General features: G+C 65.4%; 14 protein-coding genes. 3 read left to right on the top strand and 11 right to left on the bottom strand.

What is annotated here, in order from left to right; genetic code table 11:
* Window positions 1-203: 203 nt before the first annotated feature.
* From AC3WJE_RS08580 to AC3WJE_RS08550, 7 genes are all read right to left on the bottom strand, one after another.
* A complete protein-coding gene (locus tag AC3WJE_RS08580; RefSeq protein ID WP_493730362.1) occupies window positions 204-545 on the bottom strand; it encodes a non-heme iron oxygenase ferredoxin subunit in 342 nt (113 codons plus the stop codon).
* Window positions 542-1,078, bottom strand: coding sequence for a GNAT family N-acetyltransferase (locus AC3WJE_RS08575; RefSeq protein WP_493730361.1), 537 nt, complete (start codon window positions 1,076-1,078; stop codon window positions 542-544). Before AC3WJE_RS08575 ends, AC3WJE_RS08580 begins: the two co-directional genes overlap by 4 nt.
* A 159-nt stretch (window positions 1,079-1,237) precedes the next feature.
* Window positions 1,238-2,494 (bottom strand): cysteine desulfurase, encoded by a 1,257-nt coding sequence (locus AC3WJE_RS08570; RefSeq protein ID WP_493730360.1) that lies wholly within the window; start codon window positions 2,492-2,494, stop codon window positions 1,238-1,240.
* A complete protein-coding gene (gene sufD / locus AC3WJE_RS08565) occupies window positions 2,491-3,753 on the bottom strand; it encodes a Fe-S cluster assembly protein SufD (protein ID WP_493730359.1) in 1,263 nt (420 codons plus the stop codon). The genes AC3WJE_RS08570 and sufD overlap by 4 nt, the downstream gene beginning before the upstream one ends.
* Window positions 3,753-4,517 carry a Fe-S cluster assembly ATPase SufC gene (gene sufC, locus AC3WJE_RS08560; RefSeq protein WP_493730358.1) on the bottom strand — a complete coding sequence of 255 codons (765 nt, stop codon included), beginning with the start codon at window positions 4,515-4,517 and terminating at the stop codon, window positions 3,753-3,755. The genes sufD and sufC overlap by 1 nt, the downstream gene beginning before the upstream one ends.
* 124 nt (window positions 4,518-4,641) lie before the next feature.
* Window positions 4,642-6,099, bottom strand: coding sequence for a Fe-S cluster assembly protein SufB (gene sufB / locus AC3WJE_RS08555; protein ID WP_493730357.1), 1,458 nt, complete (start codon window positions 6,097-6,099; stop codon window positions 4,642-4,644).
* 17 nt (window positions 6,100-6,116) lie between these two features.
* Window positions 6,117-6,572 carry an SUF system Fe-S cluster assembly regulator gene (locus AC3WJE_RS08550; protein ID WP_493730356.1) on the bottom strand — a complete coding sequence of 152 codons (456 nt, stop codon included), beginning with the start codon at window positions 6,570-6,572 and terminating at the stop codon, window positions 6,117-6,119.
* Window positions 6,573-6,763: 191 nt separating this feature from the next.
* Between AC3WJE_RS08550 and AC3WJE_RS08545 the strand changes: the two genes are divergently transcribed.
* The gene (locus tag AC3WJE_RS08545; protein ID WP_493730355.1) at window positions 6,764-7,228 is read left to right on the top strand and encodes an SET domain-containing protein; all 465 of its coding nucleotides are present in this window, start codon (window positions 6,764-6,766) and stop codon (window positions 7,226-7,228) included.
* A 90-nt stretch (window positions 7,229-7,318) separates the two neighbouring features.
* Here the strand turns inward: AC3WJE_RS08545 and AC3WJE_RS08540 are convergent, their stop codons facing one another.
* The 4 genes from AC3WJE_RS08540 to fusA all read right to left on the bottom strand — a co-directional run bounded on the left by AC3WJE_RS08540 (window position 7,319) and on the right by fusA (window position 11,279).
* On the bottom strand, window positions 7,319-7,912 hold the full coding sequence (locus AC3WJE_RS08540) for a DUF1439 domain-containing protein (RefSeq protein WP_493730354.1): 594 nt from the start codon (window positions 7,910-7,912) through the stop codon (window positions 7,319-7,321).
* Between the two features lie 101 nt (window positions 7,913-8,013).
* Window positions 8,014-8,316, bottom strand: a complete 303-nt coding sequence (locus tag AC3WJE_RS08535) for a DUF3861 family protein (protein WP_493730353.1) — start codon at window positions 8,314-8,316, stop codon at window positions 8,014-8,016.
* 354 nt (window positions 8,317-8,670) lie between these two features.
* Window positions 8,671-9,069 carry an HU family DNA-binding protein gene (locus AC3WJE_RS08530; protein WP_493730352.1) on the bottom strand — a complete coding sequence of 133 codons (399 nt, stop codon included), beginning with the start codon at window positions 9,067-9,069 and terminating at the stop codon, window positions 8,671-8,673.
* Between the two features lie 176 nt (window positions 9,070-9,245).
* Entirely contained in the window at window positions 9,246-11,279 is a 2,034-nt protein-coding gene (gene fusA, locus AC3WJE_RS08525) for an elongation factor G (protein ID WP_493730351.1), read from the bottom strand.
* Between the two features lie 197 nt (window positions 11,280-11,476).
* On the opposite strand from fusA, the gene AC3WJE_RS08520 reads away from it, so the two are divergent.
* Window positions 11,477-11,911: an OsmC family protein gene (locus AC3WJE_RS08520; protein WP_493730350.1), complete on the top strand. Its 435-nt coding sequence runs from the start codon at window positions 11,477-11,479 to the stop codon at window positions 11,909-11,911.
* A gap of 116 nt (window positions 11,912-12,027) precedes the next feature.
* On the top strand, window positions 12,028-12,609 hold the full coding sequence (locus tag AC3WJE_RS08515) for a glycine zipper 2TM domain-containing protein (protein WP_493730349.1): 582 nt from the start codon (window positions 12,028-12,030) through the stop codon (window positions 12,607-12,609).
* The last annotated feature ends 113 nt before the right edge of the window (window positions 12,610-12,722 follow it).

Genomic DNA, 12,722 nt, shown 5'->3' with positions numbered 1-12,722 from the left:
CAGGCTGGCTGCCTCTGGCCGCTTTCATGCGGTCATCCGACATATTTCCTCGCAAATGCGAATTATTTGCAATACATTTCGTTACATTGCGTGACATTGCCCTGCAGGCGGACAGCCGAAGGCGATCCCCTTGCGCGATGCGCGGGCGATGGGATTTCTTGGAATTTCTTTTAATTCAGCAGGTTATGCTGGATTTTCTGGTCTCAGCGATCGTCGCGGGTCCAGACGCCGCCGTGTTCCAGCTTGACCGGGAACTTGGCCACCGGCATGTAGGCGGGGGCGCACAACGGCCGCCCGTCGCGAATGTCGAAGCGCGCGCCATGCAGCAGGCACTCGATGGTGCCGGCCGCCGGGTCGTATTCACCGGGCGAGAGCTCGTAGTCCTCGTGGCTGCAGCGGTCCTCGAGCGCGTAGAAATCCCCGTCGCGGTTGAAGACCACGATCGGCGTGTCGGTGACCTCGTCCCAGATCGTCTTCAGCTCGCCCGGCAGCAACTCGCCGGTGGTGCATACGAAGGTCCAGTTCTCGGTGCCCGATTCGCTCACAACTGCGCCCCCAGCGGTTTTTCCAGCACCTCGAAGCGCAGGTCGTCGCGAAGCGGCACGCCGAAGCGCTCGTCGCCGTAGGGGAAGGGCTTGGTCACGCCGGTGCGGCGATAGCCACGGCGCTCGTAGAACGCGATCAGCTCGGCGCGGATGTCGATCACGGTCATGCGCATCAATGGCAGGTTCCATTGATGGGCGACGATGCGTTCGGCTTCTTCCATCAGCTGCTTGCCGATGCCGCCGCCCTGCAACCCCGGGTTGACCGAGAACATGCCGAAATAGCCGGCGCCGTCTTCGTCGGCGATATGCGCGCAGGCCAGCAGCTGGCCGTCCCGTTCGACCAGCAGCACCAGGCTGCGGTCGCGCAGAATGTCGGTGCGCAGCACTTCCGGATCGATGCGCGCGCCATCCAGGAAGTCAGCTTCGGTGGTCCAGCCTGTGCGGCTGGTGTCGCCTCGATAGGCGGAGGTCACCAGGGCGACGATCGCGTCGATGTCGAGCACCGTGGCGGTGCGGAAGGTCAGGGTATGCATCCGCCTATTTTAGCGGCAGCACCCGCTGTTGTAGGAGCGGCTTCAGCCGCGATGGGGCTGTCATGCAGGTCCCTCTGCAAAAGCCCGCACATCCATGTGCTGGGATTTAAAGGGGGAAGGCCCATCGCGGCTGAAGCCGCTCCTACAGAAAGGCCAGGTTCACCCCAGCAGCTTGCGTACCTTCAGCAGCGCGGCGATGAAACGCTCGATTTCCTGGTGTGTGTTGTAGAACGCCAGCGAGGCCCGGCAGGTGGCGGCGACGCCGTAGAACTGCAGCAGCGGATGCGCGCAGTGCTGGCCGGAACGGATCGCGACGCCTTCCAGATCGAGCAGGGTGGCCAGATCGTGCGCATGTGCGCCTTCGATCAGGAACGAGACCACTGCCGCCTTGTCCGGCGTGGTGCCGAAGATGCGCAGGCCGTCGATCTTCTGCAGTTCCTCGGTGAAATGCGCCTGCAGTTCGGTCTCGCGCGCTTCGATGTGCTGCATGCCGACGCCGGTGAGGTAATCCACCGCCGCGCCCAGGCCGATGAAGCCGGCGATGTTGGGGGTACCGGCTTCGAACTTGTGCGGCGGATCGTTGAACACGGTGCCGTCGAAGCTCACTTCCTTGATCATCTCGCCACCGCCAATGAACGGCGGCATCGCCTGCAGGTGCTCGCGACGTGCCCACAGTGCGCCGGTGCCGGTCGGCCCGCACATCTTGTGGCCGGTGATCGCGTAGAAGTCACAGCCGATCGCGGCCACGTCGATCGGACGGTGTGGCGCGGCCTGCGAGCCGTCGACGACGGTGACGATGCCGCGCTTGCGTGCCTCGCGGCAGATCTCGCGCACCGGGTTGACGGTACCGAGCACGTTGGAGACGTGGGTGACCGCCAGCAGCTTGACCTCCGGCGTCATCGCCTTGCGCAGCGCGTCCAGGTCGAGGGCGCCATCCGGGGTGATTTCGGCGACGCGGATCGTCGCGCCGGTGCGCTGGGCGACCAACTGCCACGGCACGATGTTGGCGTGGTGCTCCATCCGCGAAACCAGGATCACATCGCCGGCTTTCAGTTGCGGCAGCGCCCACGCGTAGGCAACCAGATTGATCGCGAAGGTGGTGCCGCTGCACAGCACCAGTTCGTCGGCGCGCACATTGAGGAAGCGCGCGAGCTTGCCGCGGGCGCCTTCGTAGGCGTCGGTGGCCTCGGTGCCGAGCGCATGCACGGCGCGGCTGACATTGGCGTTCTGGCGGCGATAGAACTCGTCGGTGGCGGCGATCACCGCCAGCGGCTTCTGCCCGGTGTTGGCGTTGTCGAAATAGATCAGCGGCTTGCCGTGCACCTGCCGCATCAGCAGCGGGAAGTCGGAACGGACGCGTTCCCAGTCCGGCAGGTCACGCTTGCTGGTCATCGCCTGCGGTGCCGGGATGCTCACGCCACCCCCGCCGAGCTGAGCGCCTGATCCAGGCGTGCAGCCAGGATGTCGGCGAGCGGGCCCTTCAACGCCGCCAGCGGTTCATGGCAGAACGCCGCGCTCAGCAACTGCTGCGCACGCTGCTTCGGAATGCCGCGCGAGCGCAGGTAGAACAGCGCCTGCTGGTCGATCTGGCCGACCGTGGCGCCGTGCGCGGCCTGGACTTCGTCGGCGTCGATGACCAGCACCGGCTGGGTATCGATCTCGGCATTGGCCGACAGCAGCAGGTTCTTGTTCGACAGCCGCGCGTCGGTGCCGTCGGCGCCTTCGCGGATGTGGATGCCACCGTGGAACACCACGCGGCTGCGATCGGCGCCGACACCACGCCACAGCAGTTCGGCGCGGGTGTCGCGGGCGATGTGCTCGATGCCCAGGCGGGTATCGATGTGGCGCTTGCCATTGCCGAGCAGCACGCCGTTGGCGGTCAGACGGGCGTTGTCGCCTTCCAGCCGCACGTTCAATTCGTGGCGGGTGAGGCCGGCGCCCAGTTCAAGGTCGACGCGGCGATACTCGGCGTCGCGCGCCAGCACCGCGTCGGTACGCAGCAGCGAAGTGAGGCCGGTGGCATCGGACTGGATGCGCGCGTGGTCGAGCCGCGCGCCTTGCGCGAGGTGGACATGCGCGAGCGCGTTGCCCAGATGTGTGGCCTCGCCATCGTGCAGGTGGTGCTCGACCAGGGCCAGCGAGGCATCGCGGCGCAGTTCGATCAGGTGGCGCAGGTGCCAGGCATGGTCGGCACCGGTGCCTGTGCTGACGAACACAAGGTGCAGCGGAGCATCGACCGCGACGCCATCTTCCACGCGCAGCAGTACGCCTTCATCGGCCAATGCGGCGTTCAGACGTGCGAACACCTCCTCGCTGCGTTCGAAGCGACGGCCGAGGAAGCGCAATGCTTCGCCGCCGTCGGCGAGCGTGGTGGACAGCGGGCCCAGTTCGACGCCACTCGGCAGACCGGTGAGGTCTGAAAGTGCTGGCGCATGGCGGCCATTGATGAACACTAGGCGCGGTGTTGGGATGCCATCGAGCAGTGCGGGATTGATCGCCGCAACTTCGATCGGTGCCGGTGTGAAGCTGCGCCGTTCCAGGGCCCGCAACGAGGTGTACTTCCAGGCCTCGCTACGCGGGCCGGGCAGACCGTCGCGCAGCGCCGCATCGAGCAGTTCGCGGCGTGCGCCGTCGCCGTGGAAGGCGCTGGCCAGCGATTGCAGGAGGGTGCTCATCAGGCTGCAGCCTCCGGCACCACGCGGTCCTTCAGCCAGGCGTAGCCGTGCTTCTCCAGCTCCAGCGCCAGCTCCGGGCCACCGGTCTGCACGATCTTGCCGTCGGCCAGCACGTGCACCACGTCCGGCTTGATGTAGTCGAGCAGGCGCTGGTAATGGGTGATGATCAGGAACGAACGGTCGGCGGCGCGCAACGCGTTGACGCCATCGGCGACGGTCTTGAGCGCGTCGATATCCAGGCCCGAGTCGGTCTCGTCGAGGATCGCCAGCTTCGGTTCGAGCACCGCCAGCTGGAAGATCTCGTTGCGCTTCTTCTCACCACCGGAGAAGCCTTCGTTGACACCGCGATGCAGCAGGTCGTCCTTCAGGTGCAGCACGGCCAGCTTCTGGCGCACCAGCTTGAGGAACTGCATCGAGTCCAGCTCTTCCTCGCCGCGCGCCTTGCGCTGCGCGTTGAGCGCGGCGCGCAGGAAGTAGGTGTTGTTCACGCCGGGGATTTCGACCGGGTACTGGAAGGCCAGGAACAGGCCGGCAGCGGCGCGTTCTTCCGGCTCCAGCTCCAGCAGCACCTTGTCGTCGAACTCGACGCTGCCGTCGGTGACTTCATAGCCCTCGCGGCCAGCCAGTACGTTGCCGAGCGTGGATTTGCCGGCGCCGTTGGGCCCCATGATGGCGTGCACTTCACCGGGCTTCACTTCGAGCGAGAGGCCCTTGAGGATTTCCTTGCCGGCGACGCTGGCGTGGAGGTTGTTGATCTTGAGCATGGGATTAGTGATTCGTGATTAGTGATTTGTGATTCGCGAAAGGCGTGGCGACGAGGCGAGACTCGGATTGAAGGATGACCCGCTTGCGCGAATCACGAATCCCCAACCACGAATCACGGCTTCTCTAGCCGACGCTGCCTTCCAGCGACACTTCCAGCAGCTTCTTGGCCTCGACCGCGAACTCCATCGGCAGTTCGCGGAAGACCTGCTTGCAGAAGCCGTCGACGATCAACGACACGGCATCTTCCTGGCCGATGCCGCGCGAGCGACAGTAGAACAGCTGGTCGTCGCTGATCTTGGAGGTGGTGGCCTCGTGCTCGACGGTCGCGCCGGGATTCTTCACCTCGATGTAGGGGAAGGTGTGCGCACCGCACTTCTTGCCGATCAGCAGCGAGTCGCACTGGGTGTAGTTGCGCGCGCCCTCGGCGCTGCGCTCGACCTTGACCAGGCCGCGATAGGTGTTCTGGCCGCGGCCTGCACTGATGCCCTTGCTGACGATCTTGCTCTTGGTGCGCTTGCCGATGTGGATCATCTTGGTGCCGGTGTCGGCCTGCTGGCGATGATGGGTCAGCGCGACCGAGTGGAACTCACCGGAGGAATCGTCGCCGATCAGCACGCAGGACGGGTACTTCCAGGTGATCGCCGAACCGGTCTCGACCTGGGTCCAGGTGACCTTGCTGCGCGCGCCACGGCATTCGGCACGCTTGGTGACGAAGTTGTAGATGCCGCCGACGCCATTCTCGTCACCCGGATACCAGTTCTGCACGGTCGAATACTTGATTTCCGCGTCTTCCAGCGTCACCAGCTCGACCACCGCCGCGTGCAGCTGGTTTTCATCGCGCATCGGCGCGGTGCAGCCTTCCAAGTAGGAGACGTAGGCCTTGTCCTCGCAGATGATCAAGGTGCGCTCGAACTGGCCGGTGTGGCCGGCGTTGATGCGGAAGTAGGTGCTCAATTCCATCGGGCAGCGCACGCCGGCCGGGATGAACACGAAGCTGCCGTCGGAAAACACCGCCGAGTTCAGTGCGGCGAAATAGTTGTCGCCGACCGGTACCACGCTGCCCAGGTACTGCTTGACCAGCTCCGGATGTTCCTTGATCGCCTCGGACATCGAGCAGAAGATCACGCCCTTCTCGGCCAGTTCCTTGCGGAAGGTGGTGCCGACCGAGACCGAGTCGAACACCGCGTCCACCGCAACGCCGGCCAGCTTGGCGCGCTCGTGCAGCGGCACGCCGAGCTTGTCGTAGGTATCCAGAAGCTCCTTGGGCACCTCGTCCAGCGACTTGTACTTCGGGCCCTTCGGCGCGGAGTAGTAGCTCAGCGCCTGGAAATCGATCGGGGCGACATTGAGCTTGGCCCAATGCGGCATCGGCATCTTCAGCCAGTGGCGATAGGCTTCCAGGCGCCATTCGGTCATCCACTCCGGCTCGTCCTTCTTGGCGGACAGGGCGCGGATGATGTCTTCGTTCAAGCCGGCGGGGAGCGAGTCGGACTCGATGTCGGTGATGAAACCGGCGTCGTAGCGTCGGCCCAGCCGTTCGAGGATCTCGGCATTCTGGGGAGGTGCAACTTCGGTGGCCATGATGGGCTGCCTACGGGTCAGGTGGTCGCGACGGTGACGGCGATGCGCCGCCGGTCGTCGCCGGAAGTGGGGAGGGGATGCAGCATCTGCGCGAGGGTCACGCCGCGCAGGGCGTCGGCGACCACGTCGTTGATCAGCCGCCAGTTCGAGCGCACGCCGCATTGCTGGGCGATGCCGCACTGGCTGTGATCCTGGCTGCACTCGGTAATCGCCAGCGGGCCTTCCATCGCCTCGACGATCTCGATCAGGGTGATGTCGCCGGCTGCGCGTGCGAGCCGGTAGCCGCCATGCACGCCGCGCAGGCCTTCGACCAGGCCCGCCTGGGCCAGCGGCTTGAGCAGCTTGCTGACGGTCGGCGGCTCCAGGCCGGATTGCTCGGCCAGTTCGGTCGCACTGAGCACCTCGCCGGGGCGGCTGGCCAGGACGGTCAGCACCACGGTGGCGTAGTCGGTCAGTTTGGTGACGCGGAGCATGGTCGGAGGCAGTGGGGGTTCAATGCGGACCAAAATTGTACCCTTTTGCGCCGCGGACACCAATCCATGCCTTCGTTGCCATTCATGGGCGGCGCATATCGCCGCTGCGTGGTGATGGACAGGCGCGACAGGCTTGGGTCCGGAGGGCGTTCTGCGCCAGAATCCACGGTTTGCTCTCTCCGGATTCCTTCATGTCGCGCAAGATCGCCGCCCGCAAGTCCCGTATTCATGGAAACGGCGTATTCGCCGTCAAGTCGCTCGGCAAGGGCGAGCGCCTCATCGAATACAAGGGCCGTCGGCGCACCCACGAGGACGTCGACAACGACGACACCGGTGACGTCGAGAGCGGCCATACCTTCCTGTTTACGATCAGCGACGACTACGTGATCGATGCCAACTACGAGGGCAACGACGCGCGCTGGATGAACCACAGCTGCGATCCGAACTGCGAGGCGGTGATCGAAGAGGACGAGGACGACGCGCGCAACAGCCGGGTGTTCATCGAGGCGGTCCGCGATATCGCCCCGGGCGAGGAGCTGACCTACAACTACGGCATCGTGCTGGCCGAGCGCCACACGCCGCGTCTGAAGAAGATCTGGGCCTGCCGCTGCGGCGCCAGGAACTGCACCGGCACGATGCTGCAGCCCAAGCGCTGATCCTGCGCGCTCGCATCACCGGTAACGAGCGAAGGGCGGCCTGGGCCGCCCTTCGTATTTACGATCTTCCGTGCCGACGGGTGACGTGGCTCAACGCCCCTGCAGAAGCGCTGCCGGCACCAGTTGCGAGACGTCCTGGTTGAAATTGACCACCAGGTGGCCGTCCTGGACCGCGGCAGACTCGACCTGCAGCGCGCCCATCAGGCTGGCGATGGATGGATCGATCCGGTAGATCGGCTGCTTGCGCGCATAGTCCACCAGCCATGAGTTGAGCAGTTGGCGAGTGCTGGAATCGAGTCTGGCGCCGGCATGCACCGGCTCGAAGTTCTCGATGGAGGGTTGATCGAGGAAGAAGCCCTGGCGCTCATTGTCGTAGCGCAAGCCGCTGCTCAGCGAGACGTGTCCGATCGGCGAGGGCGTGCCACCGGCGGTGGCGACGGCAAGGTCGAACGCCAGATCGAGGCGATTGCCCGGCGGAAGCCTGAGCTGCGGATCGCTGACCGTCAGCGCCAGCAGGCCGCCGAGGGCATCGTGCGTCTGCGGGAAGTGGCCGGTCAGGTACTGCTGGACGTCACCCGCCTGCACGCTGACCTGGCGTCCCTGGATCTGCGGCGTGGCGAGCGCGCCGCCTGCACACAAGGCGAGGCTGCAGGCGACGCCGACGATCAGCTGACGAAATGTCATGGCATGCGATTTCCTGAAGATGAAGCGTCACGATAACCGGATGCGGTGAACCGGCGGTTAGCGGGCCGGCGCGCCTCATCGCCGGTACGCGTCGCCCGGTTTCAATGCCGACGAGGCTCGGTCTCGATGATGCGGTCGAGCAGGGCCTGCAATTCCGGCTGGATCCTGGCCAATGCGCCATGGCCGTCGGTGCGCGCTTGCGCCAGTTCCTTCAACAACTGGGTACCGACAGTGAGCGCGGCGCAATCGTCGCCACTGAACCGGCGTTGGCCTTGCAACGCCTCAAGTCGGCGCATCCAGTTCTCGTGCGAGCGCTGTTCGAACTCGATGGTGCAGCGGCCAGCGCAGGGGCGACCGTCGCTCTCGAGGGGCGTGATGGTGATGCGGTAGCGTTGCGTGGACATGGCGTTGGCAGCTCATGACAGGGCCGAGGTCCAAGATAGGCCCGTGCCATGGGCATCGCGAGGGCGGCGACCATGACGGAGTGTTCCAGCGTGCCGGGCGGTCCGGTGTGTTCCGTATGGCGCCTATCCCTATTGTGGGAAGAGGCTTGTGCTGTCAGGAAGGGGCTTTTGTGGGAGGGACTTCAGTCCCGACGCTTTGCCGGTACCGCCCGTCAGGACTGAAGTCCCTCCCACAAGATCACAGTGCAGGTGCGAACAGTGCCAATCGAGCCCCCGCACATGGACGCGAGGGCCCCCAAAAACAAACGGGACGGCAATGCCGTCCCGTTCGGTAACGCTCGGAAGCAGCCGTTATCAGGCGGCGGCGTCCTTGAGCTTCTTCAGCGGACGCACCTTCACCTTCACCGAAGCCGGCTTCGCAGCGAACCACTGCTCTTCCTTGGTGAACGGGTTGATGCCCTTGCGCTTCGGCTTGGCCGGCACGCTGACGGCCGTGATCTTCAGCAGACCCGGCAGGGTGAACGCACCGATGCCCTTCTTGCTGACCGACGCGTGCACAGCGCCTTCCAGCGAGGCCAGCACGGCACGTACGTCCTTGGCAGCGACGGAGGTGGCTTCGGCGATGTGGGCGACCAGACCCGACTTGCTCAGGGCTTCCTTGATCGGCTTGGCGGCAGCCGGCTTGGCGGCGGCCTTGGTGGCTACTTTCTTTACTGCCTTCTTCGGGGCAGCCTTTTTAGCGGTCTTTGCCATGATTTCCTGTTCCGTGAACGGTTGGTTGTTGGGTCGCGCCGACCCCGTCGGCATGCGAAATGTAGGGCATGTGCAGCGACTCGCCAATAGGGGGCGGTGTAGAAAACCTCATGAAAAAGCTGCTCGCTCAACTTTCATCCAGGTCATGAGCAGCAAAAACGGCGTCTTCGGCGCCTTCAATCCTCCTCGTGGACGGGCTGGCGGCTGCTGACCAGGCGCTGCTGCACGGTCACCGGAACCGGCTCGTAATGGCTGAAATCCAGGGAAAAACGACCTTGTCCGGCGGTGAGCGACTTCAGCTCGGCGGCGTAGCCGTCCAGTTCGGACAGCGGAATTTGCGCATGCACGACGATTTCACCATGCCGGCTGTCGGTGCCCTGTATGCGCGCGCGCTTGGAGGCCAGACTGCCGGTGATATCGCCGGCCTGGGCCTCTGGTGCGCTGACTTCCATCTCCACGATCGGCTCCAGTACTTGCGGTGCAGCACGGGAAATCGCATCCAGGAAGGCCTTCTTGCCGGCCGCCACGAACGCGACCTCCTTGCTGTCGACCGGGTGATACTTGCCGTCGTGCACGGTCACGCGCAGGTCCTGCATCGGGAATCCTGCCAGCGCGCCGCCCGCGATCGCCTGGCGCACGCCTTTCTCGACCGCCGGCATGAACTGACCGGGAATCGTGCCGCCCTTGACCTCGTCGACGAACTCGAAGCCGCCGCCGCGCGGCAGCGGTGCAACCTTCAGGTAGACCTCGCCGAACTGGCCGGCGCCGCCGGTCTGCTTCTTGTGCCGGTGATGACCCTCGGCCGGGGCGGAGATCGTCTCGCGATAGGCAATGCGCGGGATGCGCGTGGTGACGTCTACACCGTAGCGGGAGGCCAGGCGCTCCAGCATGATGCGCAGGTGCAGGTCGGACAGGCCACGCACCAGCGTCTCGTGTGTCTCGGTCTGCTGCTCGACCACGAAGGCGGGGTCTTCCTGTGCCAGCCGTTCCAGCGCGAGCGCCAGTTTCTGTTCCTGGCCGCGGCTGGCCGGGGAAATGGCCAGCGAGAACATCGCCTGCGGGAAGCGGATCGGCGCCAGGTGCAGGTGGTCCTGCTCGTGGCGATCGTGCAGGACGGCATCGAAATGAAGTTCCTCGACCTTGGCCAGCGCGGCGATGTCGCCGGCCACGACCTTGTCCACCGGCAGGTGCTCCTTGCCCTGCAGCCGGAGCAGATGCACGGCGCGCACCGGTTTGCGCGCGTCGTCGAGCAGCAGCGGCATGTCGCGGACGAGCGTGCCCTGGTACAGCCGGAAGATGCCGATCTTGCCGACGAACGGGTCGTTGATGATGCGGAAGACGTCGGCGACCACGGGCGCATCGGGATCGGCGGCGACCGCGACCGGCGCACCGTCGGCGCTGAAGGCGGGCGGATTGCCCTCGTCCGGGCTGGGCAAGAGGTCACGGGCGATGCCGATCAGCTCGGCGATACCCACGCCGCTGCGCGCGGAAACGAAGCAGACCGGCACCAGATGGCCCTCGCGCAGGCATTGTTCGAAGGCTTCGTGCAGTTCTTCCGGTTGCAGCCCGGCCTCGCCGTCTTCGAGGTAGTGCTCCATCACGGTTTCGCGGATCTCCACCACCTGGTCGAGGATGCGCCGGTGCCAGTCGCCGGCTGCGCCCAGGTCGCTGTTGCCATCCGGATTGCGGAAACAATCCAGCACGCGCCGGCCGTGATCGACCGGCAGGTTGAGCGGCAGCACCTCGTTGCCGAATTCGCGCCGCAGCTCGTCCAGCAGCGCGGCGCAGTCGGCGCCTTCCTGGTCGATCTTGTTGACCACGATCATCCGGCACAGCTGCCGCTCGCGGGCGCGATCCATCAGCCGGCGCGTGCCGTGCTGGATGCCGCGCGCGGCGTCGACGACGATCAGCGCGGTCTCCACCACCGCCAGCGCGGGCAGGCTGGCGCCGCGGAAATCCGGGTAGCCGGGAGTGTCGATCAGGTTCAGGTGCAGCCCGTCGGCATCGAGGCTGGCGATCGCGCTGTCGATCGAATGGCCGCGTTGTTTCTCCAGGGGATCATGGTCGGAAACCGTGCTGCCACGTTCGATGCTGCCTGCCGTCTGGAGGGCGCCGCCGGCATGCAGCAGGGCTTCGAACAAGGTGGTTTTGCCGGCGCCGGGGTGGCCTGCGAGGGCCACGTTGCGGATGTCTCGGGTGACGTAGAACATGAGGCCTTTCCTCCAGCGAAGGAGCACGGCGTCATGGCGGTCCGGTACGAGCGACCCGGGGCGGGGCGGCTCGATGGGCGGTCATGGCGATCGCGGCCACTGTAGCGCTACGCGGGTGAAGCGGCGCGTTGCGGCGCACAAGGTTGTAACGATCGGCCGGCTATGGTGACGGCCCGTTCACAACAGGAGCACATGCCATGGGCATTTCACGTCACGCCACCGCGCACTGGGAAGGCGATCTGAAAAGCGGCAAGGGCCAGCTCAGCACGCCGCAGAGCGGACTGCTGGACCACACGCGCTACGGCTTCAACAGCCGCTTCGGCGACGAGAAGGGCACCAACCCGGAGGAACTGATCGCCGCCGCGCACGCGGGGTGCTTCACGATGGCGTTGTCGGCGCAGCTGAGCGAGGCCGGTTTTCCGCCGACGTCGCTGGATACCCGCGCCGAGGTGGACCTGTCGCTGGAAGGCGGGCCGCAACTCTCGCAGATCCGGCTCAAATTGAAGGCCGTGGTGCCGGGTATCGACCAGGTCAAGTTCGACGAGCTGGCCGACAAGGCGAAGAAGAACTGCCCGGTTTCGAAGGCGCTGAGTGCGGTGCCGATCAGCCTGGAGACGGCGTTTTCGAACTGATCCGAATGCCTGGCTGAACAGGAGGCGGCCCTGGCGTGTGGATTCAGGGCCGTTTCACCGGTCAACGCAGAGCATCACGCTCGTTCCCTCCACAATCCTCCTACGGACGAGCGCACATGAAGACCCTGCTGCTGGCTGTGTTGACGACAGGACTGCTGGTCGCCGGCAGTGCTTCGGCCCAGCGCTACGATGACCGCTATGGCGAAGATCGCGGTGCCTACGACTACGCACGGGTGGTGCGGGTCGACCCGATCATCGTCTCGGACTATGCCGAGCGCAGCGAGCCGCGCTGCTATCAGCGTCCGGCGGACGGTTACTCCGATCGCGGCGGTTACTACGGCGAGGGTGGCTATACGAGTACGGCCAATCCGGGGGGGCGCTCGCTGGCGACGGTCATCGGCGGTGTCGCCGGTGCGGTGCTGGGCAGCCGGGTCGGCGGTGGCAGTGGCCAGTTGGTCGGCACCGCCGTCGGCACGATGGTTGGTGGCGTGGCCGGGCGCTCGATCTATGACGCCAACCATCCCACCTATTCGCAGGGCAGCGTGCAGGTCTGCGATCCGGTCACCTACCGTGACGAGCGTGAGCGCGTGGACGGCTACGACGTGACCTATGAGTACGGTGGCCGCACCTACCACACCCGCAGCGACTACAACCCGGGCGATCGCATCCGGGTGCGGGTGGATGTTGTGCCGCAGTGAGGTTGTGCGGCGGTACGTGCTAATGGCTAGTTTCGGGCGGTGGTGATTTATGTAGGAGCGGCTTCAGCCGCGATGGGGCTTTTATCGGTAAAGCTCCATCGCGGCTGAAGCCG

Source organism: Pseudomonas sp. GW821-FHT07E12 (genome assembly GCF_058986605.1).
This window is presented reverse-complemented; position numbering and strand designations above follow the sequence as displayed.

Coding starts and splice junctions, on each gene's coding strand:
- AC3WJE_RS08575 (WP_493730361.1), bottom strand. CDS start 1,078: ATGCATACCCTGACCTTCCGCACCGCCACGGTGCTCGACATCGACGCG.
- fusA (WP_493730351.1), bottom strand. CDS start 11,279: ATGTTCTACGTCACCCGAGACATCCGCAACGTGGCCCTCGCAGGCCAC.
- AC3WJE_RS08515 (WP_493730349.1), top strand. CDS start 12,028: ATGAAGACCCTGCTGCTGGCTGTGTTGACGACAGGACTGCTGGTCGCC.
- AC3WJE_RS08545 (WP_493730355.1), top strand. CDS start 6,764: ATGTCGCGCAAGATCGCCGCCCGCAAGTCCCGTATTCATGGAAACGGC.
- sufC (WP_493730358.1), bottom strand. CDS start 4,517: ATGCTCAAGATCAACAACCTCCACGCCAGCGTCGCCGGCAAGGAAATC.
- AC3WJE_RS08535 (WP_493730353.1), bottom strand. CDS start 8,316: ATGTCCACGCAACGCTACCGCATCACCATCACGCCCCTCGAGAGCGAC.
- sufB (WP_493730357.1), bottom strand. CDS start 6,099: ATGGCCACCGAAGTTGCACCTCCCCAGAATGCCGAGATCCTCGAACGG.
- sufD (WP_493730359.1), bottom strand. CDS start 3,753: ATGAGCACCCTCCTGCAATCGCTGGCCAGCGCCTTCCACGGCGACGGC.
- AC3WJE_RS08520 (WP_493730350.1), top strand. CDS start 11,477: ATGGGCATTTCACGTCACGCCACCGCGCACTGGGAAGGCGATCTGAAA.
- AC3WJE_RS08540 (WP_493730354.1), bottom strand. CDS start 7,912: ATGACATTTCGTCAGCTGATCGTCGGCGTCGCCTGCAGCCTCGCCTTG.
- AC3WJE_RS08550 (WP_493730356.1), bottom strand. CDS start 6,572: ATGCTCCGCGTCACCAAACTGACCGACTACGCCACCGTGGTGCTGACC.
- AC3WJE_RS08530 (WP_493730352.1), bottom strand. CDS start 9,069: ATGGCAAAGACCGCTAAAAAGGCTGCCCCGAAGAAGGCAGTAAAGAAA.